The sequence below is a fragment of the Arthrobacter sp. B0316-5-4 genome, assembly GCF_059090325.1.
This window is the reverse complement of sequence record NZ_JBNHFN010000002.1, coordinates 849,549-869,777: the sequence shown is the minus strand read 5'-3', so window position 1 is coordinate 869,777 and position 20,229 is coordinate 849,549. Positions and strand designations below refer to the sequence as shown.

General features: G+C 62.1%; 22 protein-coding genes, 2 tRNA genes and 1 other RNA gene. 12 read left to right on the top strand and 13 right to left on the bottom strand.

Annotated elements, in window-relative coordinates; genetic code table 11:
- Window positions 1-5: 5 nt before the first annotated feature.
- Both AC5RU9_RS08350 and AC5RU9_RS08345 read left to right on the top strand, forming a co-directional pair.
- The gene (locus AC5RU9_RS08350) at window positions 6-776 is read left to right on the top strand and encodes an SDR family oxidoreductase (protein WP_494016047.1); all 771 of its coding nucleotides are present in this window, start codon (window positions 6-8) and stop codon (window positions 774-776) included.
- A complete protein-coding gene (locus AC5RU9_RS08345) occupies window positions 776-1,825 on the top strand; it encodes an L-idonate 5-dehydrogenase (RefSeq protein ID WP_494016046.1) in 1,050 nt (349 codons plus the stop codon). Before AC5RU9_RS08350 ends, AC5RU9_RS08345 begins: the two co-directional genes overlap by 1 nt.
- 10 nt (window positions 1,826-1,835) lie before the next feature.
- Here AC5RU9_RS08345 and AC5RU9_RS08340 read toward each other — a convergent pair whose 3' ends face one another.
- The gene (locus tag AC5RU9_RS08340) at window positions 1,836-2,564 is read right to left on the bottom strand and encodes a FadR/GntR family transcriptional regulator (protein WP_309988230.1); all 729 of its coding nucleotides are present in this window, start codon (window positions 2,562-2,564) and stop codon (window positions 1,836-1,838) included.
- Between the two features lie 240 nt (window positions 2,565-2,804).
- Between AC5RU9_RS08340 and gnd the strand changes: the two genes are divergently transcribed.
- Window positions 2,805-4,241, top strand: coding sequence for an NADP-dependent phosphogluconate dehydrogenase (gnd, locus tag AC5RU9_RS08335; protein WP_494016045.1), 1,437 nt, complete (start codon window positions 2,805-2,807; stop codon window positions 4,239-4,241).
- A gap of 102 nt (window positions 4,242-4,343) precedes the next feature.
- Window positions 4,344-5,186: an oxidoreductase gene (locus AC5RU9_RS08330; protein WP_494016044.1), complete on the top strand. Its 843-nt coding sequence runs from the start codon at window positions 4,344-4,346 to the stop codon at window positions 5,184-5,186.
- Here the strand turns inward: AC5RU9_RS08330 and epsC are convergent.
- From epsC to msrA, 3 genes are all read right to left on the bottom strand, one after another.
- Window positions 5,183-5,767, bottom strand: coding sequence for a serine O-acetyltransferase EpsC (gene epsC, locus AC5RU9_RS08325; protein ID WP_235522091.1), 585 nt, complete (start codon window positions 5,765-5,767; stop codon window positions 5,183-5,185). The genes AC5RU9_RS08330 and epsC overlap by 4 nt on opposite strands.
- A 41-nt stretch (window positions 5,768-5,808) precedes the next feature.
- Complete coding sequence (gene cysK / locus AC5RU9_RS08320) at window positions 5,809-6,744, bottom strand: cysteine synthase A (protein ID WP_011775088.1); 936 nt, start codon at window positions 6,742-6,744, stop codon at window positions 5,809-5,811.
- A 66-nt stretch (window positions 6,745-6,810) separates the two neighbouring features.
- Window positions 6,811-7,335, bottom strand: a complete 525-nt coding sequence (gene msrA / locus AC5RU9_RS08315) for a peptide-methionine (S)-S-oxide reductase MsrA (RefSeq protein ID WP_211712185.1) — start codon at window positions 7,333-7,335, stop codon at window positions 6,811-6,813.
- 114 nt (window positions 7,336-7,449) lie between these two features.
- Between msrA and AC5RU9_RS08310 the strand changes: the two genes are divergently transcribed.
- Together AC5RU9_RS08310 and AC5RU9_RS08305 are read left to right on the top strand one after the other, a co-directional pair.
- Entirely contained in the window at window positions 7,450-8,361 is a 912-nt protein-coding gene (locus AC5RU9_RS08310) for a Nif3-like dinuclear metal center hexameric protein (RefSeq protein ID WP_309988239.1), read from the top strand.
- An 89-nt stretch (window positions 8,362-8,450) separates the two neighbouring features.
- Entirely contained in the window at window positions 8,451-9,188 is a 738-nt protein-coding gene (locus AC5RU9_RS08305; protein WP_494016043.1) for a zinc ribbon domain-containing protein, read from the top strand.
- Window positions 9,189-9,200: 12 nt separating this feature from the next.
- On the opposite strand, the gene AC5RU9_RS08300 is transcribed toward AC5RU9_RS08305, so the two are convergent.
- Window positions 9,201-9,965 (bottom strand): YaaA family protein, encoded by a 765-nt coding sequence (locus tag AC5RU9_RS08300; protein WP_494016042.1) that lies wholly within the window; start codon window positions 9,963-9,965, stop codon window positions 9,201-9,203.
- A 58-nt stretch (window positions 9,966-10,023) separates the two neighbouring features.
- Between AC5RU9_RS08300 and rnpB the strand changes: the two genes are divergently transcribed.
- The 4 genes from rnpB to AC5RU9_RS08280 all read left to right on the top strand — a co-directional run bounded on the left by rnpB (window position 10,024) and on the right by AC5RU9_RS08280 (window position 13,372).
- An RNA gene (gene rnpB, locus AC5RU9_RS08295) (RNase P RNA component class A) lies at window positions 10,024-10,414 on the top strand.
- A gap of 263 nt (window positions 10,415-10,677) precedes the next feature.
- Entirely contained in the window at window positions 10,678-12,165 is a 1,488-nt protein-coding gene (locus AC5RU9_RS08290; RefSeq protein ID WP_494016041.1) for a glyceraldehyde-3-phosphate dehydrogenase, read from the top strand.
- A gap of 74 nt (window positions 12,166-12,239) precedes the next feature.
- Complete coding sequence (locus tag AC5RU9_RS08285) at window positions 12,240-12,449, top strand: hypothetical protein (RefSeq protein ID WP_309988247.1); 210 nt, start codon at window positions 12,240-12,242, stop codon at window positions 12,447-12,449.
- A 122-nt stretch (window positions 12,450-12,571) separates the two neighbouring features.
- Complete coding sequence (locus AC5RU9_RS08280) at window positions 12,572-13,372, top strand: HNH endonuclease family protein (protein WP_211712191.1); 801 nt, start codon at window positions 12,572-12,574, stop codon at window positions 13,370-13,372.
- Here the strand turns inward: AC5RU9_RS08280 and AC5RU9_RS08275 are convergent.
- From AC5RU9_RS08275 to orn, 4 genes are all read right to left on the bottom strand, one after another.
- Window positions 13,357-14,184, bottom strand: coding sequence for an acyltransferase domain-containing protein (locus AC5RU9_RS08275; protein WP_494016040.1), 828 nt, complete (start codon window positions 14,182-14,184; stop codon window positions 13,357-13,359). The two genes, AC5RU9_RS08280 and AC5RU9_RS08275, sit on opposite strands and share 16 nt — an antisense overlap.
- 4 nt (window positions 14,185-14,188) lie before the next feature.
- On the bottom strand, window positions 14,189-14,761 hold the full coding sequence (def, locus tag AC5RU9_RS08270) for a peptide deformylase (RefSeq protein ID WP_494016039.1): 573 nt from the start codon (window positions 14,759-14,761) through the stop codon (window positions 14,189-14,191).
- A gap of 126 nt (window positions 14,762-14,887) precedes the next feature.
- Window positions 14,888-14,963: transfer RNA gene (locus tag AC5RU9_RS08265), tRNA-His, on the bottom strand.
- A gap of 132 nt (window positions 14,964-15,095) precedes the next feature.
- Window positions 15,096-15,731, bottom strand: a complete 636-nt coding sequence (gene orn, locus AC5RU9_RS08260; protein ID WP_494016038.1) for an oligoribonuclease — start codon at window positions 15,729-15,731, stop codon at window positions 15,096-15,098.
- Between the two features lie 147 nt (window positions 15,732-15,878).
- On the opposite strand from orn, the gene mptB reads away from it, so the two are divergent.
- Window positions 15,879-17,435 (top strand): polyprenol phosphomannose-dependent alpha 1,6 mannosyltransferase MptB, encoded by a 1,557-nt coding sequence (gene mptB, locus AC5RU9_RS08255; RefSeq protein WP_494016037.1) that lies wholly within the window; start codon window positions 15,879-15,881, stop codon window positions 17,433-17,435.
- Window positions 17,436-17,464: 29 nt separating this feature from the next.
- On the opposite strand, the gene AC5RU9_RS08250 is transcribed toward mptB, so the two are convergent.
- From AC5RU9_RS08250 to AC5RU9_RS08240, 3 genes are all read right to left on the bottom strand, one after another.
- Window positions 17,465-18,151 carry a DNA alkylation repair protein gene (locus AC5RU9_RS08250; protein ID WP_494016036.1) on the bottom strand — a complete coding sequence of 229 codons (687 nt, stop codon included), beginning with the start codon at window positions 18,149-18,151 and terminating at the stop codon, window positions 17,465-17,467.
- Window positions 18,148-18,768, bottom strand: a complete 621-nt coding sequence (locus tag AC5RU9_RS08245) for a GNAT family N-acetyltransferase (RefSeq protein ID WP_494016035.1) — start codon at window positions 18,766-18,768, stop codon at window positions 18,148-18,150. The genes AC5RU9_RS08250 and AC5RU9_RS08245 overlap by 4 nt, the downstream gene beginning before the upstream one ends.
- Window positions 18,769-18,831: 63 nt before the next feature.
- Entirely contained in the window at window positions 18,832-19,383 is a 552-nt protein-coding gene (locus AC5RU9_RS08240) for a single-stranded DNA-binding protein (protein WP_494016034.1), read from the bottom strand.
- Between the two features lie 217 nt (window positions 19,384-19,600).
- On the opposite strand from AC5RU9_RS08240, the gene AC5RU9_RS08235 reads away from it, so the two are divergent.
- A tRNA-Arg gene (locus tag AC5RU9_RS08235) sits at window positions 19,601-19,676 on the top strand.
- Window positions 19,677-19,721: 45 nt separating this feature from the next.
- On the opposite strand, the gene AC5RU9_RS08230 is transcribed toward AC5RU9_RS08235, so the two are convergent.
- Window positions 19,722-20,153 carry an SRPBCC family protein gene (locus tag AC5RU9_RS08230; protein WP_211712199.1) on the bottom strand — a complete coding sequence of 144 codons (432 nt, stop codon included), beginning with the start codon at window positions 20,151-20,153 and terminating at the stop codon, window positions 19,722-19,724.
- Window positions 20,154-20,229: the final 76 nt, after the last annotated feature.

Sequence of the window (20,229 nt, the reverse complement as noted above, 5' to 3'; positions counted from 1 at the left end):
AAACCATGAGTGGACTTTTCGATCTGACCGGGCGGGTTGCCCTGGTTACCGGTTCAAGCCGGGGGATCGGCAACGCCCTGGCCAGGGGCCTTGCCGACGCCGGCGCCACGGTGGTGCTCAACGGCATCAGCGCTGAACGACTTGACGCCGCGCAGGAGGCAATGGCCGCTGACTACCCGGCGGGTACAGTCCACAGCCGGGCCTTCGACGTCACCGACGCGGTGGCCGCCGCGGAAGGGGTGGCATGGATAGAACAGCACGTCGGGCCGCTCGACATCCTGGTGAACAACGCCGGGATCCAGCACCGGGTCCCCATGCTGGACCTCGACGTCAAGGACTGGGACCGGGTCATCACCACGGACCTGACCAGCGCGTTCCTGGTGGGCCGTGAAGCCGCCAGGCACATGATCCCCAGGGGGCACGGCAAAATCATCAACATCTGTTCGGTCCAGACGGACCTCGCCCGACCAACCATCGCCCCCTACGTCGCCGCCAAGGGCGGGCTGCGCAACCTCACCCGCGCCATGACCGCCGAGTGGGCAGCGTCGGGCCTGCAGATCAACGGGATCGCGCCCGGCTACATCCACACCGGGATGACGCAGAACCTGGTGGACGACACCGACTTCAACTCCTGGATCCTTGGCCGAACACCTGCCAACAGATGGGGGACCGTCGCGGATCTTGCCGGGCCGACAGTCTGGCTGGCATCCCAGGCGTCCAACTTCGTCAACGGCCAGACCATCTTCGTCGATGGTGGAATGACGGTGGTGGTCTGATGGGCATCACACTTCCCCGGTCCGCTCCGGCCGTGGTCGCCTACGGCAAGGATGACCTCCGCATTGAAGACCTTCCGCTGACCGAACCTGCGCAGGACCAGTCGATTGTCGAAATCGCCTACGGCGGCATCTGCGGCTCCGACCTGCACTACTGGCTGCACGGCGCAGCGGGGGAGTCCATCCTCAAGGAGCCCATGGTCCTGGGCCACGAAATCGTTGGCATCGTGGTCCAGCAGGCAGCGGATGGCACCGGCCCCGGGGTGGGAACGCCCGTGGCGGTCCACCCGGCAACGCCTGCGCCCGGCGATGCCAGATACCCCGAAGACCGGCCTAACCTGTCCCCGGGGTGCACGTACCTGGGCAGCGCCGCCCGCTACCCGCACACCGACGGTGCCTTCAGCCGCTACGCAAACCTGCCATCAAGGATGCTGCGCCCCCTGCCGGAGAACCTGGACCTCCGGACGGCTGCCCTGGTGGAACCGGCCAGTGTCGCGTGGCACGCTGTGGCACGTGCGGGGGACGTCCGAGGAAAGACTGCGCTCGTCATCGGAAGTGGCCCCATCGGCGCGCTCGCGGTCGCGGTCCTGAAGCGGGCCGGCGCGGCCCGGATCGTCGCCGTCGACATGCACGACAAGCCACTGGAGATCGCTCAAAGAGTGGGTGCGGACGCGGTACTCAAAGGCGACGAAGCGGACGCCATAGCGGCTGTGGAGGCTGACGTCGTCATTGAATCCTCGGGCAGCCATTACGGCCTGGCCTCTGCCATCAAGGGAGCAACCCGCGGCGGGAAGGTGGTCATGGTGGGGCTGCTCCCGTCGGGGCCGCAGCCGGTGTTCATCTCCCTGGCAATAACCCGGGAACTCGAATTGCTGGGCTCATTCCGCTTCAATGACGAAATCGAGGAAGTCATGGCAGCGCTCGCCGACGGTTCCCTCTTTGTGGATCCTGTGGTCACGCACGAATTCGATGTCGCCCACGGTTTGGAGGCCTTTGACGTGGCGAAGAACCCGGCTGTGTCCGGCAAGGTCCTGCTGAACTTCCGCGGGTAGCTTGCGCACGCTAGTTTTTGGCGACAGGAACAAACACGCGGGGTTGGTCGTCCCAACTGGGGGCCAACTCCGCGATGGTCTGCCGCATGATCCGGGCGGCCGCGTCCCGCGCCACAGGACCGTCGCCTGCCTCGATGGCATGCGCAACGTCCATGTGCCACTGCAGGGCCTGCTTTTGGGGGTGCTCCGGCATCAGGCCGTGCACCGTCCTGCCGGTCAGCGTCTCGGTGACCTGGCCGATCAGGTTCGCGAACATCTCATTGCCCGAACCGGAGAGCACCAGGGCATGGAAACGGATGTCGAGGTCCAGGAACGTAGCCATGTCGCCGGCGTCGCCGGCTTCCTTCATGGCATGGGAGATGCCCACCAATTCCTTGCGGAGCGCCTCCGGGGCGTTGCCGGCGGCCAGTTCAGCCGCCACGGGCTCGACGGCGGAACGCAGCTCCGCCAGGGAACGCAACTGGGCTCCACGTCCTTCGCCGGCCAGTCGCCAGCGAATAACCAAGGGATCGAAGGGATTCCAACGGTGGGCCGGGAGGACTCGAATCCCCACGCGCTTGATGGTCTCCACCAGCCCCAACGACTGAAGCACCCGAACGGCTTCGCGGACCACCGAACGGGAAACCTTGAGCTCGTCTTCCAAATGCTCCGCCAACATGACATGGCCAGTGGGAAGGGCGCCACCGACTATGCGGGTCCCCAGATGCTCAACGGCGCGGTGGTGGAGGCTGGTTGACATAGAGGTAAGCATAGTGGCGCAGGGACCCTGGGTGCGCAGGTTTGCCGGCGCAGCCCACGGTGGGAGGCCAGCGCGGGCGGGCAGCATCATAGACTGTTTATGACGCGGCACCGTTCCACTTGGTGGGCGCCGCTTTCCTGCCCCTGACTTAAATACGTATGGTTTATTACAGCCCCTGGTTTTGATTTTGCTTCCTGCGTGTCCGCAGGACTGTTTGTACACGAACGAATTGGAGTTTTGATGTCAGCACACATCGGTGTCACCGGCCTTGCGGTGATGGGCGCCAACCTGGCCCGCAACCTCGCACGCAACGGCTTCACCGTGGCGCTCCACAACCGCTCCGTGGAAAAGACTGACGCCCTGCTGGAGAAGCACGGCACGGAAGGCGACTTCATTCGCACCGAGACGCTGCAGGAACTCGTCGACTCCCTCGAAAAGCCCCGGCGCGTCCTCATCATGGTCAAGGCAGGCGCACCTGTTGATAACGTTATCGAGCAGCTCGAACCGCTGCTTGAGGCCGGCGACATCATCATCGACGCCGGCAACTCGCACTATGAGGACACCCGTCGCCGCGAAGCTGCCCTGGCGAAGAAGGACCTTCACTTCGTTGGCGTCGGTGTTTCCGGCGGCGAAGAGGGCGCGTTGAACGGCCCCTCCATCATGCCCGGTGGATCCAAGGAGTCCTACGACGCCCTCGGCCCGCTGCTGGAAAAGATTTCCGCCAAGGTCGACGGCGAACCCTGCTGCGCTTGGATCGGCACCGACGGCGCGGGCCACTTCGTCAAGATGGTCCACAACGGCATCGAATACGCCGACATGCAGGTCATCGGTGAAGCATTCGACCTCCTCCGCTCGGGTGCCGGCATTGAGCCAGCCGAGCAGGCAAAGATCTTCACCGAATGGAACAAGGGCGATCTGTCCTCCTTCCTGATCGAGATCTCCGCTGAGGTCCTGGGCCACGTTGACGCCAAGACCGGCAAGCCGTTCGTCGACGTCGTCGTGGACGCCGCAGGCCAGAAGGGCACCGGACGCTGGACCGTTATCTCCGCCCTCGAGCTCGGCTCGCCGGTGTCCGGCATTGCAGAGTCCGTGTTCGCCCGTGCGCTGTCCTCGCAGGCCGAGCAGCGCAGGCTCGGCCAGGAACTGCTGGCCGGTGAAGAAGCCACGGTGGAGATCCCCGAAACTTTCGTCGAAGACGTTCGCCAGGCGCTCTACGCCTCCAAGCTGGTCTCCTACGCCCAGGGCCTGGACATGCTGACCTCCGCTGCGAAGGAATACGGCTGGGATCTCAAACTGGACGAGATCGCTTCGCTGTGGCGCGCGGGCTGCATCATCCGTGCAGAACTGCTTAAGGACATCACCAAGGCATACGCTGCCGACGAGAAGCCCGCCAACCTGCTCTTCGCACCGGCCTTCACCAAGGCCATCGCGGAGGCTCTGCCGGCCTGGCGCCGCGTCGTAGCCACCGCCGTGCAGCTGGGCATTCCCGTGCCGGTGTTCTCCTCCTCACTGGCTTACTACGACGGACTGCGCCGCAAGCGCGTCGCTGCCGCCCTGATCCAGGGCCAGCGCGACCTCTTCGGCGCACACACCTACGGTCGCGTCGACACCGAAGGTACCTTCCACACCCTGTGGGGCGAAGACAAGTCCGAGATCTCGGCTGTCGACACCCACTAGCAGCATCGCGCTGAAGGCCGGTTCCCTCCCACTAGGCTGGGAGGAGCCGGCCTTTGCCGTGCCGGGTGCCGGTGCGCTGGCCGCCAGCAAAGGACTAAAGCCATGACAGCGCGGATCGCACTCGTTACAGGCGCCTCCACGGGAATCGGTTTCGAAACCGCCATCGCCCTGAAGGACTCCGGCTTTACCGTCTACGCGGGTGCTCGCCGTGTTGAAAAGATGGAGCCCCTCAAACTGCACGGAATCTCGGTCCTGTCCTTGGACGTGACGTCGGAGCAGTCCATGGCGTCTGCAGTGGCAGCGGTGGAAAAGGCCCATGGAAGGGTTGATGTGCTGGTGAACAACGCCGGCTACGGGTCCTACGGGTCACTGGAGGAAGTTCCCCTCGATGAAGGAAGGCGCCAGTTCGAGGTCAACGTCATGGGGCTGGCACGAATGACGCAGCTGGTCATTCCCGGTATGCGCAGGGCCGGTTCCGGCCGGATCATCAATGTCACGTCCATCGGCGGAAAAATCTACGAGCCCTTGGGCGCCTGGTATCACGGCACCAAATTCGCGGTGGAGGGTATGAGCGATTCGCTGCGTCTGGAACTGAAACCCCACGGCGTGGACGTGGTCATCATCGAACCCTCGGGAACGGATTCCGAGTGGGGAACCATTGCAGGGACTGGGCTGCTGGCCAACTCGGGGGAGGGGCCGTATAAAGACCAAGCCCATGTCATCGCTGCGGCGTTGGCTTCTACCTCCGGGTCCGGCCACGTCCTCTCAACTCCCGCCCGGGTGGTCGCCAACACGATAGTCCGCGCCGCCAACGCAAAACGCCCCAGGACCCGTTACCCGGTAGGTAGGGGAGCCTGGAGCGTCCTGGCGATGCGCAGAATTCTTCCGGACAGGATCTTCGACGCCGTTTTCCTGAATTTCTACAGGAGACTGGCTGGAGGTTAGATCCGGTACTCGATGTAGTACTCGGCCGGATCCACGGCAGGCTTGGTCTCCGATCGCGCATCCCGATGCCGCCATGTGGCCGGGATCCCCGTGATGATGGATTCCGGGGGAGCATCCTTCACCACTACGGCGTTGGCGCCCACAGCGCTGTCCGCTCCGATGGTGATGGGGCCAAGGACCTTGGCGCCGGCGCCGATGGTGACGCGGTCGCCGATGGTGGGGTGCCGCTTGACCTTGGCCAGGGAGCGGCCGCCGAGGGTCACGCCGTGATAGATCATCACGTCCTCACCGATTTCGGCCGTCTCCCCAATGACCACTCCCATGCCGTGATCGATGAAGAACCTCCGGCCGATGGTAGCGCCGGGATGGATTTCGATACCCGTCAGGAACCTGGCCAGCTGCGAAATCAGGCGGGCAGGGAAGCGGAGTGCCGGGTTTTGCCACAGCCGGTGCGTTACCCGGTGCGCCCAGATGGCATGGAGGCCGGAGTAGGCGAAAAAGTTCTCAAAAGAGCCTCGAGCCGCCGGGTCGTGTGACCGGGCGGCGTCGAGGTCTTCCTTAAGCCTTGCGAAGAAGCTCACAAAGACCTTTCTACAGGAAATGACGGTGTGCGGGCCAAGTACTAGCCGCGGATGTCGTCGAACAGGACGGTGGAGATGTAACGCTCTCCAAAGTCACAGACGACGGCGACGATGAGCTTGCCGGCGTTCTCGGGACGCTTGGCCAACTCAAGGGCGCCCCACACGATGGCGCCCGAGGAGATGCCACCCAGGATGCCTTCACGGGCACCGAGTTCGCGGGCTACGCGGACCGAATCTTCCAACGTGGCGTCGAGGACCTCGTCGTAGACGTTGGTGTCGAGGATTTCGGGCACAAAGTTGGCGCCGATGCCCTGGATCTTGTGGGGGCCAGGTGCTCCGCCGTTGAGGATCGCGGAGTCCTTGGGCTCAACAGCTACGATCTGCACACCGGGCTTGCGCTCCTTGAGCACCTGGCCGACGCCGGTGATGGTGCCGCCGGTACCTACGCCCGCAACGAAGATGTCCACTTCGCCGTCGGTGTCTTCCCAGACTTCCTCGGCCGTCGTGGTGCGGTGGATCGCAGGGTTGGCCTCGTTGGCGAACTGCTGTGCCCAGATGGAGTTTTCAGTGTTGGCCACGATTTCCTGGGCCTTTTCCACTGCCCCGCGCATGCCTTCAGAACCCGGGGTCAGGACGATCTCGGCACCGTAGGCGCGCAACATGACGCGACGCTCAGTGGACATGGTCTCCGGCATGGTCAGGATGACCTTGTAGCCGCGGGCAGCCCCAACCAGTGCCAGGGCGATGCCGGTGTTGCCGGACGTGCCCTCCACGATGGTTCCGCCGGGCTTCAAGGCACCGGACTTCTCGGCGGCGTCAATGATGGCTACGCCGATGCGGTCCTTGACACTGTTGGCAGGGTTGTAAAACTCAAGCTTGACTGCAACGGTGGCGTCGAGGCCTTCGGTGAGCCGGTTCAAACGGACCAGCGGAGTGCGACCGACCAGCTGCGTGACGTCGTCGTATATCCTTGCCATGAAGATTATGCCTATCTCTGAGGAGGGAATGCTGAGGTCAGCCTAACGAGCCGGATCGAAACCCTGCTAAGCAGTAAGCCATGCAGAGTAATATTTCCGTGCCTTCGCCAGTTTGGGGTTAATAATCACCTGGCAGTAGCCCTGGTAGGGGAACTTGGCGTAGTAATTCTGGTGCACTTCTTCAGCTTCATAAAAGTCGGGAAGCCGGCTGACCTCGGTCACAATCGGGTCGGACCAGAGGGCCTGTGCACGCTCGATCGCTTCTTCGAACAGCACCTTCTCTTCGGTGGTGGTGTAGAACATCGACGAACGGTACTGGGTACCGACGTCGTAACCCTGGCGGTTCAAGGTGGTGGGGTCGTGGAGGGCGAAGAACATGTCCAGGATGACTTCCTCCGGAACAACTGTTTCGTCGAAGGTTACGGCCACGACCTCCGCATGGCCGGTGGTTCCGGAACAGACTCCGTAGTAGTCGGGATTGCGGACATGGCCGCCGGTATAGCCGGACACAACCGAGCTGACGCCGCGGGTTTTTTGGTAAACGGCATCCAGGCACCAGAAGCAGCCGCCGCCAAGTACGAAAGTTTTCATGTTCTCTTCAATGGATCGGAGGGCTTGATGATTCCCGCAACACCTTACGGGACAATAACGGAGACGGCGGGCGCCGGGACTGCCCGATTCGGCCCAGTAGGTAAGAATAAGAGTATGGAAGCAGTAAACACCGACATTTCTGATGCGGATTCCGGCGAAGATGACGGAACAGTTGAGGCCACGGGGGATCCCACGCTCGGTCAGGTGTTACTGGCTGTGGAGGAACTCTGGCCGGAGTCGCTGGCCGAGGATTGGGACGAGGTAGGCCTGGTTGCCGGCCGGCCCAATGTTCCGGTGAGCAAAGTCCTCTTTGCCGTGGACCCCACCCTGGAAGTCATCGATGAAGCCATCGAGTGGGGTGCCGAGCTGCTGATAACGCACCACCCCTTGCTTCTTAAGGGTGTGAATTCCGTAGCTGCTACGTCAGCCAAGGGCCTGGCCATTCATCGCCTCATTGAGGCCGGGACGGGATTGCTGACAGTGCATACCAATGGTGACTCGGCCGTCGGAGGCGTTTCCGACGTCCTGGCTGACGCCTTCGGATTGGAGAACGTCACGCCCCTGACACCGGCCAGCAACGGATTGCCGGAAGAGGGGATCGGCAGGGTGGGTGACCTTCCAGATCTTGAGACTCTCGGTGATTTTGCGGCCCGCGTCTTTGAGATGCTCCCCGCAGTGGCCGGTGGCGTCCGGGTTGCCGGCGACAAGGACGGGCTGGTCCGCAGGGTGGCCGTTTGCGGTGGTGCAGGAGATAGTTTGCTGGCCGCGGTCCGCGCCAGCAACGCAGATGTTTACGTTACCGCGGACATGCGTCACCATCCGGCCTCCGAGGCCCGTGAAGGGGCCACGAACGGCCGTCCGTACCTGATCGACGTTTCACATTTCGCCAGCGAATGGCTGTGGCTCCCTGCGGCCGCTGAGGCCTTGGGGAACGTACTCGCAGACCAGGGTTTCGACGTCGAGATCCGGGTGAGCAGCACCAACAGCGATCCTTGGGACTTCATACTGACTCCCGGCGGGGACTAGAGTCTAGAAAGATATGGGCAGCCCCGACAGATAGGGGTTGTCCGGCCGCTCCTGATTTCCGGGACCGGCGGTAACAAGCGGAGGTAAGCGTGGCGAAAGCAGCACCGGCAGAACAATACAAATTGCTTGAACTGCAGGGGCTGGATGCCAAGCTCAAGTCGTTGGCCGGCCGCCGGCGGGTACTGGAAACGGACCCTCGCATCACTGACCTCACTGACGCCCTGAACGTGGCCAACGGTGAACTGGGTGCGGCAAAGGTTGCCGTCCACGATGCCGAGACGGAATTGCGTCGTGCCGAGGCTGATGTGGAGCAGGTGGCTACTCGCATCGAACGCGACGAGGCCAGGCTCAACAGCGGTACGGGGTTGTCGAAGGACCTGGTGGCGCTTCAGAGTGACATTGCCTCGCTGAACAAGCGCCGCTCCGACCTTGAGGACGTGGAGCTGGAGATCCTTGAGCGCCTGGACACCCTTCGCGAACGCCAGGCCGCCCAGCAGTCGATCGTCAATGACATCCAGGGTTCCTTTGGCAGTATCCGCGCTGAGCTCGATGAATCCATAGCTGAAATCGCTGCCGAAGAAACCGTCGTTCGTGGGCAGCGGGCCGCTTTTGCGGATTCCCTGGACGCAGGGCTCCTGGCAATCTACGAGAAGACGATTGCCAAGAGGGGAGTGGGCGCCGCCCGTTTGTTCCACGGCAAATCCGAAGGTTCCGGCATGATGCTGAGCCCGGGTGACCTCGCTGAAGTCAAAGCTGCTGCGGAGGACGACATCGTTTTCTGCCCGGACTCAGGTGTGATCCTTGTCCGTTCGACGGAGTGGAACTAAGCCGGACCGAACCTAGCCGGCCAGGATGATGTTCAGCGCGTGCGGCTTGCGGGCCGTGCCCTCTACCAGTTCCGCGGTCCACACTTCCCGGGCTGCCTTGGCCAGTTGATCCGGGGTGGAAGGTGCCTTGCCGCGCCGTGTCAGAAGATGCCGCGCCAGTTCACCCCGGGTGTGTTTAGCGAAGTGGCTGACCACCGTACGTTTGCCGTTCGCCTCACTGAAAACGTTGACGTTCACTGTCTGGGCCGCCGGGGGAGCCCAGGCAGCTGCGTAGGTGCTTGAGCGGCAATCCACCACCAGTTCACCTTCGGCCCGTTTGGTGAGGGCGGCGTTAAGCTGCGGCTTCCAGTACGAGGCGAGGCGTCCGACGTCGGGCAGTGCGGTTCCCATGGACAGGCGGTAGGCGGGAACATGGTCGCCGAAGCCGATGGCACCCCACAACGCCGAGACCACCAGGATGGATTCGGTGGCTTTGCGTCGTTGGGTTGCGGTCATGCTCTTATAGCCCAGGGCGTCGTAGAGGACGCCGGAATAGACCTGATGCGCCGGGGCAGCCGGTTCGGCATGCAGCCGGGTATTACGTTCGACGTCGTCCCGCAAGGAAGCGCCGACGCCCAGCAGCGCCAGGGCGTCCTCATGCGCGCTCACCGTCCCCAAGGCCTCAAGAACGGTGGCACGGTACTGGTTCAGCTCGGGAAAACTCAGTGACTCCCAGTCGATGGCGGGACCTTTGGGGGCGGGGGTTTTGCCTTCGGAAGGCGGAAGCAGAATCAGCACCAGTCGATATTACCGCCGGACTTTCGAGGGTCCCGACGCCGGTAGACTGTATGGCGGATGGGTCGACCAGGCGGTCGCGCGTCACGAAAGTGGCTCGAGGAACGTCCGGGCTCCGCAGGGCAGGGTGGTGGGTAACGCCCACTCGGGGTAACCCGCAGGCCAGTGCCACAGAGAACAGACCGCCTGCGCCCGGTGATGCTTGCATCATGGGGCAGCAGGTAAGGGTGAAACGGTGGTGTAAGAGACCACCAGCTCCCTGGGTGACCGGGGAGGCTAGGTAAACCCCACCCGGAGCAAGGCCAGACAGGACACGTTTGAGGGCTGCCCGCCCGAGTGTCCGGGTAGGCTGCTGGAGGGCGTCGGCAACGGCGTTCGTAGATGGATGGCCGCTACTCCCTTTCCGGTAACGGGAGGGATGACAGAACCCGGCGTATCGGTCGACCCATCCATTTATGACCAGCGCAAACAGTGCGTGTGAGTGATTTCACGCCCTCGAAAGGCCTGCGCCCCTTCCTTCCGCCCTAGAATGGTTACTGAACGTAGATGTTCTGCCGCCGGGACTGCGTTCGCAGCCGGCGGATTTTCTTTGCTCTCGTTCAAGGCGCTGTGGGTGGACCGAAGCCCGCTGGCGCATGTGCCGCAGGACTACTCCGGGCGGCCGCTGCCATCTGCATACGAGGACGTATGTGGTTGACCCAAGGAAGGTAGTTCTGTGAGCCAGACGTCAGATTCTTGTCTTGATAAGTGGATGGGCCGGGAGGCTCTCGCCGAGGCCATGATTCCGGTGATCGGCCGGTTGTACCGGGAAAACAACGTGGTCACCAGCATCCACGGCCGGAGCTTGATCAACAAGTCCACCATGAACATCCTGAAGGCCCACCGCTTCGCGCGGCGGATGAGCAACCACGAGCTCCTGCTCGAAGAAACCGCACCCCTGTTGAACGCCCTGTCGGAGCTCGAACTCGGTGCGGCAGCAATCGACATCGCACGTTTGACCGAGAAATTCCGGGCTGAAGGCAATGGCGCCTCGCTGGATGAATACCTGCGCGCCGAGCTTGCTGAGATCGTTGGAAAGCGCGGAGCAGACGACCGCACCAGCACCGACGTCGTCCTTTATGGTTTTGGCCGTATTGGCCGCCTGCTGGCCCGCATCCTGATCGAAAAGGCCGGCGGCGGTCACGGCCTTCGACTCCGCGCCATCGTGGTCCGCAAGGGTGCAGAGAACGACCTCGTCAAGCGCGCCAGCCTGCTGCGCCGCGACTCCGTGCACGGTTCCTTTGAAGGCACCATCCGCGTGGATGAAGAAGCCAACACCATCACCGCCAATGGCGTCCAGGTCCAGGTCATCTACTCGGACAACCCTGCCACGGTGGACTACACGGCCTACGGCATCAAGGATGCTTTGGTTGTGGACAACACCGGCCGTTGGCGCGACGCCGATGGCCTCTCCCAGCACCTGCAGAGCAAGGGTGTGGCCCGCGTTCTGCTCACCGCACCGGGCAAGGGCGAGCTGAAGAACATCGTCCACGGCATCAACCACCGGGACATTAACGACGACGACAAGATCGTCACCGCCGCGTCCTGCACCACCAACGCCATCACTCCGGTCCTGAAGGCCATCAACGACAAGTTCGGCATCATCCACGGCCACGTCGAAACGGTCCACTCGTTCACGAACGACCAGAACCTGATCGACAACTTCCATAAGGGCGATCGCCGCGGACGTTCCGCTGCGCTGAACATGGTCATCACCGAAACCGGTGCGGCCAAGGCTGTGGCCAAGGCGTTGCCCGAACTGCAGGGCAAGCTCACGGGTAACGCCATCCGCGTCCCCACCCCTGACGTGTCCATGGCCATCCTCAACCTGAACCTTGAGAACGGCACCACGCGGGACGAAGTCAACGCTTTCCTTCGCGAGATGTCCCTTCATTCGGACCTGCGCAAGCAGATTGACTACATCGACTCTCCCGATGTTGTTTCCACGGACTTCGTCGGTTCCCGCCGTGCAGGCATTGTTGATGGCCTCGCGACCATCTCCAACGACAAGAACCTGGTGCTCTACGTCTGGTACGACAACGAATTTGGCTACTCCTGCCAGGTGGTCCGCGTCATGGAGGAAATGGCCGGAGTCAACCCACCGTCGTTCCCCGCCAAGGACGTTATTGCCCCCATCGCGGTGCTCGAAACGGCTGACGCCTAAAGCTCCCGGAACTATTCAGGGGTTTCCCGGCTGTGTCACTGGAAACAGCCGGGAAACCTGACCAAAATGGGCTCATGGAAAATGAATCGACCATTGAGCACGAAACCACACTCGAACACGCGCTGGACGTAGCGCGGGCCAACCACAAACAGGCCCAAAAACTCCTTGACCAGGCCGTGGCGGCCAATGCCACCGGCGATGTCACGGACCAGCGCGTTGAGCAGCTGCGCGGGCTGCTGCAAGTAGCAACCGAAGACCTTCAGCGCGTGATGCGGGAGCAATAAAGCCCCCGCCGTTGACCGCCACCACAGTGTGACTCCTCCTCCACACTGTGGATACTGCTCTGGCTGTCGGGGCCTTGTCCTACGCTCGTAGGACACTGCCTGCCCCCACTGGACGGAGTCCCTTGAGTATCACCTGGTCTGCCTACAAACGCGCCCGGCGTAGGTCCCTTCAAGCCTGGGCCATTCTTGGCCTCGCAGCAGCAACTGTCGTTGCGGGCCTGTGCTGGTTTTTCACCACGGGCCAGTTTGGCGTCGCTGATCCCTGGACGGCCGGCCCCAGCGAGGCGCCCGTCTTCGATCAGACGTTCATGAAGCCGGTCAGTGGTGCAGCCCCGGTTGCTGCCGAAAGTGCAACTGCAGCCCTGGAGCGGCTTGCCGTGAAAGGCAGGGCACCGAAGTCGGACTATGACAGGGCAGCTTTCGGCCAGGCCTGGGCCGACGTGGACCACAACGGATGCGACACCAGGAACGACATCCTGCACAGGGATCTTTCCGCGGTCGAATTCACGGCTGGTTCATCCTGCAAAGTCTCCGGGGGAGTCTTCGACGAGCCCTACACGGGTGCCCACGTGACCTTCCGCAGGGGGCAGGACACCAGCGCCGCCGTCCAAATCGACCATGTAGTGGCTCTCGCCGATGCATGGCAGAAAGGTGCACAGCAGCTCACGGCACAGCAGCGGCAAACGCTGGCCAACGACCCCCTGAACCTCATCGCGGCTGATGGTCCGGCCAACGTCAAGAAAGGGGCCGGGGACGCCGCGACCTGGCTGCCGGCAAACAAGAATTTCCGCTGCCACTATGTAGCGCGGCAAATCTCGGTGAAAACCGCCTACAAGCTCTGGGTTACCGCGGCCGAGAAAGACGCCATGAAGCGCGTACTTTCCGGATGCCCCGAGCAGCAAACCATCTACAACGCCAGGTGACCATGCCCCAGTTGCCAGGTGCCGCCGTCGTCGATCCTTTCCAGCACGACGCGCTGGAGTGACGTTTCGCGTGGCAGCTTATCCAGGTCCTGCAGGCCGCGCTGGCGGAACGTAAAGTACACGGCATCGGTGGGTGCATCCGTGCATCGGTCCAGAGTGAAACGCCGGGCGAAGGAAGCTATGTTGCTATCCGGAAGCCGCTCAACAAGGTAGGGATCGAGCATCCATGAGTCGCACGTGGCAGTGGCTGCCGGTTTGTCCGAAAAATGCCGGGAGAAAAAGCTCCGGGCCTCGGCAAAGCTCGCGTCAACCAAGGCAGGGGACAGGCCGCCGTCTTCAGGAATGTGAACGCCAAGCTCCCACGCGGAACCGTGGTGTTGGTCTGCGCCTTCAGTGTTCCTGACCAAGTGGAACTGCAGGCGGCCCAGGCGGAACAGGTTTCCGGCCATGTGGAGCGTCAGCCAACTCCAGGTGTCCAGCCCAAAGCCGCCGTGAACCCGACGGTTGATGCGCATTTGCAGCCCAACGTCGCCCAATGACGCCGCCGACACCATAGGACTGATTCCCAGGCCCACGTGGTAGGAGTGAACCGCCGGGGCGAAACGGAGCAAGGCTTCGATCCAGTCTGTCTCGCTGGCGTCATTTGCCTGGATGCTGTCCAGCGGAAACGTCCCGAGGCGCTCCTGCAGGGCAGCCATGGCCTGCAGGACTGCTGCATTGGGCGGTGTGGCCAAGAGAGCGGAACACTCCGCGGCGTCATCGCCTGAGATGTCCAAGAGCTCGAAGAGTTCTGTTAGGGCGCTGGTGGCCATGGACTCAGTGTCCAAAGGGATCGGGGTCGACGCCGGGCATCCACGTCAGGCCAGGCACGCCCCAACCGTTCTTCTTGGCCTGCTTCATGGCTTTCCTGGCGTACCGGTCCGTCAGGCGGTTCACGTAGAGTTTCCCGTCAAGGTGGTCGAACTCGTGCTGCAGGATGCGGGCGAACCAGCCCGTGGCCTCGAAGTCCACCGGCTTGCCGTCGCCGTCGAAGCCCTGGACGCGGGTCCACTCGGCACGCTGCAAGGGGTAATACTCGCCGGGGAAAGACAGGCAGCCTTCGACGTGTTCGTCAGGGTCCGGTGCCGCGCCGGAGACCTTGGAGAGCGTCAGTACCGGATTGACCACTACGCCCTGTTCCGGGACGTCGTCGTCATTGGCGTACTTGTAGACAAAGATGCGCTTGCCCACGCCGATCTGGGGTGCCGCCAGTCCCACTCCATTAGCGGCTTCATTGGTTTCGAACATGTCCGCTATCAGGGCGCGGAGTTCATCGTCGAATACCTCGACTTCGTTAGCCCGGCGATGCAGGACAGGTTCGCCCCAGATGGTGACTGGCAGGACGGTCATGTCAGTTCTTCCTTTGTTGACGCTGTGATCCCGAAGCGGCTTCGGCCCTGGATCGGGTTAAAAGCAAAGGCCGCACCGGATAACCGGTACGGCCTTTGTGGAAACCGGCTCTGCAGCCAATCTCGGTGGGGTGAGCTACGGGGGTTGAACCCGCGACCTCCTGGACCACAACCAGGCGCTCTGCCAACTGAGCTAAGCCCACCATGTGCCTTTTGCGGCTAGTCCGTTTGACCGGCTTTCCTCGAAGGCAACGACAAATAGCTTACCTGCTGTTTTGGGGTGCAAAGTCCACTTTTGCCCTTTTTGGCGAAAAAACCTCCAAAAATGTTGCAGATCACACCGTTTCGCTGGTTCCCAACGTTTCGGCGGATGCCATCACATCCTTGGAAATTCGCTGCGCGGTAGCAGTGTCGGGTCCGGGCGCGGGGACGAAAACGGCCTCGCGGTAGTACCGCAGTTCGTCGATGGAGTCCTTAATGTCACCCAAGGCGCGGTGGCCGCCGTGCTTTGCCGGGGATTGGAAATATGCGCGCGGGAACCAGCGCCTGGACAGTTCCTTGATGGTGCTGACATCGATCACCCGGTAGTGCAGGTGCTCCACGATGTTCGGCATGTCACGGGCAAGGAACATCCGATCGGTTCCCACGGAGTTGCCACCCAGCGGCGCCTTCCGGGGATCCGGAACCCACTTCTCTATGTATTCCAGGACCTGGGCTTCGGCTTCTGCCATGGTTTTCCCGTGCGGGAGCTCGTCCAGGAGTTTGGAGCGGGTGTGCATGTCCCGTACGAAGTCGTTCATTTGTTCGAGTGCGGCATCGTCGGGCTTGATAACGACGTCCACGCCGTCCCCCAGGATATTCAGCTCCGAATCGGTCACCAACGCAGCAACTTCGATCAGGGCGTCGTTCTTCAAATCCAAGCCGGTCATTTCGCAGTCGATCCAGACGATGCGTTCATTAGTAATAGGCACGCGCCAAGCCTATCCCTCAGTCGCATCCAAGTGCTCCGATGGTACGATTTTTGGGCGCGACAGTGTCGTTTCCTCCTGTCGTGGAATGCCCCCGATGACTCAGAATGTGACCCGAAAACTGCGGGCGAACGATTGGACGACGACCACATGACGGTGCCCGTACCGGCCGCCCAGATGGCAGGGAAAGCAGACACGTCAAAGGCTGCTGTGGCCAGCGAAGTGGACAACGCCCGTTCGCCATTGATCGCCGGTTTCATCGGCTCGATGTTCATGGTGTTCGGATCCCTGGGGGTGGGTTGGCTTGCGCCGGCCTCCGAGCTGAGGCGGCTACCCCTCTTTATCTGGATGCGCACCGAAGGTGTGGGAGTCGCGCTGTCCATCGTCCTGCTGGCCATTGGCGGAATGCTCTTGGTCCGGGCCTGGCTCCGTCTGGGGCAGAGGGTCAGGGTTTGGGGCCCAGAGGCCCGGAAGGCTACGTTGCAGGCCGTGCTGGCGTGGGGCCTGCCCATGATGTTCACGGTTCCCCTTTTCAGCAGGGACGTCTACGCATATATCGGTCAGGGCCGGTTGATGGTTGAAGGCATCAACCCTTACGAAAACGGAATCTCGGCCCTGCCCAACTATTTCCAACTGGGTGCGGACAAACAGTGGACAGAGGCACCAGTGCCCTACGGGCAACTGTTCCTGTGGATTGAACAGTTTGTGGTGTGGGCGACCAACGTCCACCCGGAAGCAAGCGTCATGCTTTTCCGGCTTGTCGCCGCCGTGGGTGTGGTTTTGTGTATCATCTACGTCCCGAAGCTGGCCGAACTCCACGGTGTAAACCCGCACAGGGCACTTTGGCTCACGGCCGCCAACCCTCTGTTCCTGACCAACTTCATTGCCAGCGTCCACAATGACGCGCTGATGATCGGCCTTGCCCTCGCGGGCCTTTACTACTGCGCAACCCGCCGTGTCATCCTCGGCATCGTGTTGGTAACCCTTTCCATCTCCGTCAAACCCATCACCGTGGTCTTCCTTCCATTCATCGGTCTTCTGTGGGCTGGCAAAGGTGCTTCATGGCCCCGCAGGTTTGTTTTCTGGTTCTTCACGGCCGCTTTGAGCTTGGGCCTCCTCTATGCGTTGAGCCTGATTAACGGGTTCGGATTTGGCTGGATCAACGGGTTGTCGGCACCTGGAAGTGTTGCGATCTGGTACGCGCCCGTAGGCCTGATCGGCCTGGCTGTCGCCTCGATCTCGAACGTTCTGGGACTGGATGGCGCGGTGTTCGCGAAGGGGGTCTATGACGCAGGTAAGGTCCTGATGGTTGGGGCCGTGGCCTGGCTGATCTTCCGCGGCGACTACGATCGCTTGATGCGGCGCCTGACGCTGGCATTCGCTGCCATTGTCCTGCTGGCACCGATGATTCAGTCCTGGTACGTCGTGTGGTTGATTCCGTTGTTTGCCGTGACCGGCATCCGGAACGACTGGCAGGTCAAGGCGTTGTACTTCGTGGTCTCGTTCTTCATGGTTTACGCCATCTCGGACCAATTGGACGTATTCCCGTACCTCCAAAGCGAAGACCTGGGCCTGGCCCTGCTGCTGGCCCGCATCGCTGCGGCCGTCATCGCGATCTTCTTCGCGGTCTACTTGATATTCATGGACCCCAAAACCAAGGGCCTGTTCCGCAACAAGGACCAAGCGGGCCTGCGTCCCATCATCTGAACTCCTGGGACCGGATCACCGGGACGGCATCACCGGGACGGCAGGAGACGCAGTGCCTCCCGGGCGGACAGCGCGCTCAGGTCCGACGCGTACTCGGCTGTGAAAGCGCGCACCCATTCCGGATCCGTTTTGCTGTACTCGCGCAGGGCCCACCCGATCGCTTTGCGGATAAAGAACTCCTTGTCAGCCACGTTTGCCCCGATAACAGCGGCCAGCAGGCCTGTGTCGGTCCCTGCCTTCGCGGCAAGCTGTGAGGTAATCGCGGCCCTTCGGATCCACATGTCCTGATCCCCGGCCCAGCGGAGCAATAGCGGCTTCATGGTGGCAGGGTGGGCAATCAGGAGGGCACAGATTCGGTGCGCCACCCCGTCCACCAGGTCCCACCAGGCGCCCGTACGGATGATTTCCTCGTAGACCGGCAGCATGTCCAGATCGCCCTTGGCCATCTTCAGCCCTGTCAGGTCGATGGCGGCATAGCGCTCCTCCCGTGCTTCCGCGTGACGCCACAGATCATGCACTGCAACGCGCAGTTCGTCCGGTGACGACGGAGGGAATTCCCGCACGGCTGCTTTGACGATTTTCCGTACTTCAGGCACACGCACACCCCAGGAAGGCATGTCGGATTTCATATAAGCCTGGGCTCCCCGCGCCCGCTCGGGGTCCCCAGCGGAACGAATGCTTGAACGGATCGACTGGACCAGGTCACGGGTGGTCATTGCTTGGCTCCACCGCCTGTCATCGTTCCTGCAAGGCATCGCATGACTGCACGTCCTGGTGAGGGCCTCGAAACGATGCTGAACCCGGCCGCCCCGAAAAGTGAGACGGTTCCGTGGAAAAGCTCCGCTGCGGTGGCTTTGGTCCTGACCGCGGTGTCCACTGGATACGCCTCGATGACGTCGGCGCCGTTGCCAAAGGCATGCTCCTTCGCCGCTGCCAGGAGCGCGCTCGAAACTCCGGAACGCCGATGGCCTGGTGCCACGACAAAGCAACTGACGGCCCAGAAATTGGCTTCGTCACCGAATCCCACTTTGGATCCTCTAAGTACGTGGGATTTCTTGAGCCGTGGGTAGTTGGCCCGCGGTTCCACAGCGCACCAGCCAATCGGGCGATTGCCATCAAACGCGAGCACTCCCGGCGCGGGACCAGCACTGAACGCAGCCTTCAGCTGTTCCTTGCGGTTTTCCGGCGTGCTGGTCTTCCAGTCCGCGCCGGTGAGGGCGAACCACCGGCACCAGCACCGGGAGGGTTCCCCCTTGGTTCCGAACAATTGCTCGACAGCTGCCCAGGAGGCGGGAGCGGTCGCGACTCCCGGGGCTGCATCGTGCTGTGGCATGGACCCAGAATAGGCGTTACTTGCAGGGCTGGTCCCGCAAGTACGCGAATAAGTGCAACAGGATCACACTCCGGCACCCGCCAATTCACCGGTTTCAATGTTGACTAAGAGCGTTTCGCTGTCGTCGGAGGCCCCCACTGAGACTTCCTCGGTATCTTCTTCGGGTGGTACTTGATCATGATCGGCGTCCCAATCGTTGTTTCGTTCCTGCATGCCGGATGCCTCAACAGACGGAAGTGTTTCGGCAGGGGCTGCGCTGCCGTTCATGCGGGTGAAGTTGGCGGAGCCCCACATGAGATCGTGTCCGACTGATTCAGCATCGATTTCCGCCACGTGGTAGACGCGCCCTTCGTGTTCCCACTGCCGCAAACGAAGGCGTCCAACGACGAGGACCCGTTGCCCCTTCTTGACGCTGCACCCCACATGGCCGGCAAGGTAGCGGAACGACTGAACCGTGTACCAGTTGGTGTTGCCATCAACCCACGTGTTGGTGGCCCGATCGTAGCGCCGCTCCGTGGATCCCAAGCGGAATGAAGCGGTGGAGGTTCCCCGCGCTGTGGTGGAACTTTTGACCTCCGAGGCTACGAAGCCGCGGACGGTGATGATGTCGTTCATGGTGGTCCTTCTCGGTGTAGGGAAGTGCCTGTCCGGCTCTTTCAGCCTTGTCCACGGCGTACCAAACGAGGAGGGCGCATCACGGCTATGTGCATAACTTGCTGCTGCCAGGCCTGTGGAGGGAAGGAGTGCCGCGCAGGGTTGTCAGGTTGCCGGCCGAACGCACTGTAAACTCTTTGTGGCGCCAGCGGCCTGTGTCGGTAACGGCGCCAGGTGCGCCCCAGTAGCTCAGGGGATAGAGCAGCGGCCTTCTAATCCGCCGGTCGGGGGTTCGATTCCCTCCTGGGGCACCAATGACATCCCCCTGGACACGGTCCAAGGGGGATGTCAGCAAAGGCCTAGGACTCCAGGAATTCCTTGAGATTCCGAAGCACCAGCTCCCACGTTTCGGTAGATTGCGTCGTTTCTTGGTCAGACGAGTTATTGCCTTGCCTGATGGTCACTCGGGTCCCACCGGGTTCCTCCGCAAGGCTGTATTCGACGGTGTGATAATTCTCCGCAGTGTCGGGCAGGCCTGAGGCCGGGCTGTAGTGGGTGGTCTTCAGCAGGGCTGGCGGCTCGAAGGTGAGGATCGTTCCCTTGTCTTCATAAGACTTCCCGTTGTATTCGCCGGAGTAGGTAATGGGATCGCCGACTCGCCACGTGGTAGCGACGTGTGTGCCGAGGAAGTACTGCTTGATGAGGGCAGGGTCGGTCAGCGCCTCCCACACCCTCTGTCGATTCGCCGAGATGCTGGTTGTGGCCACTGCATCCGAGGACTGTCCTGTCATGGTTGGCCTTCATCTCCGTTTACGGCGAGCCAAAGCTCCTTGTAGGAAAAGCTACGCCCGTCGGGTCCCCCTGTGA

Coding starts and splice junctions, on each gene's coding strand:
- AC5RU9_RS08240 (WP_494016034.1), bottom strand. CDS start 19,383: ATGAACGACATCATCACCGTCCGCGGCTTCGTAGCCTCGGAGGTCAAA.
- AC5RU9_RS08275 (WP_494016040.1), bottom strand. CDS start 14,184: ATGGCCACCAGCGCCCTAACAGAACTCTTCGAGCTCTTGGACATCTCA.
- cysK (WP_011775088.1), bottom strand. CDS start 6,744: ATGGCAAGGATATACGACGACGTCACGCAGCTGGTCGGTCGCACTCCG.
- AC5RU9_RS08310 (WP_309988239.1), top strand. CDS start 7,450: ATGGAAGCAGTAAACACCGACATTTCTGATGCGGATTCCGGCGAAGAT.
- AC5RU9_RS08285 (WP_309988247.1), top strand. CDS start 12,240: ATGGAAAATGAATCGACCATTGAGCACGAAACCACACTCGAACACGCG.
- AC5RU9_RS08245 (WP_494016035.1), bottom strand. CDS start 18,768: ATGCCACAGCACGATGCAGCCCCGGGAGTCGCGACCGCTCCCGCCTCC.
- mptB (WP_494016037.1), top strand. CDS start 15,879: ATGACGGTGCCCGTACCGGCCGCCCAGATGGCAGGGAAAGCAGACACG.
- msrA (WP_211712185.1), bottom strand. CDS start 7,335: ATGAAAACTTTCGTACTTGGCGGCGGCTGCTTCTGGTGCCTGGATGCC.
- AC5RU9_RS08250 (WP_494016036.1), bottom strand. CDS start 18,151: ATGACCACCCGTGACCTGGTCCAGTCGATCCGTTCAAGCATTCGTTCC.
- AC5RU9_RS08350 (WP_494016047.1), top strand. CDS start 6: ATGAGTGGACTTTTCGATCTGACCGGGCGGGTTGCCCTGGTTACCGGT.
- AC5RU9_RS08345 (WP_494016046.1), top strand. CDS start 776: ATGGGCATCACACTTCCCCGGTCCGCTCCGGCCGTGGTCGCCTACGGC.
- AC5RU9_RS08340 (WP_309988230.1), bottom strand. CDS start 2,564: ATGTCAACCAGCCTCCACCACCGCGCCGTTGAGCATCTGGGGACCCGC.
- def (WP_494016039.1), bottom strand. CDS start 14,761: ATGACCGTCCTGCCAGTCACCATCTGGGGCGAACCTGTCCTGCATCGC.
- AC5RU9_RS08230 (WP_211712199.1), bottom strand. CDS start 20,153: ATGACAGGACAGTCCTCGGATGCAGTGGCCACAACCAGCATCTCGGCG.
- AC5RU9_RS08330 (WP_494016044.1), top strand. CDS start 4,344: ATGACAGCGCGGATCGCACTCGTTACAGGCGCCTCCACGGGAATCGGT.
- gnd (WP_494016045.1), top strand. CDS start 2,805: ATGTCAGCACACATCGGTGTCACCGGCCTTGCGGTGATGGGCGCCAAC.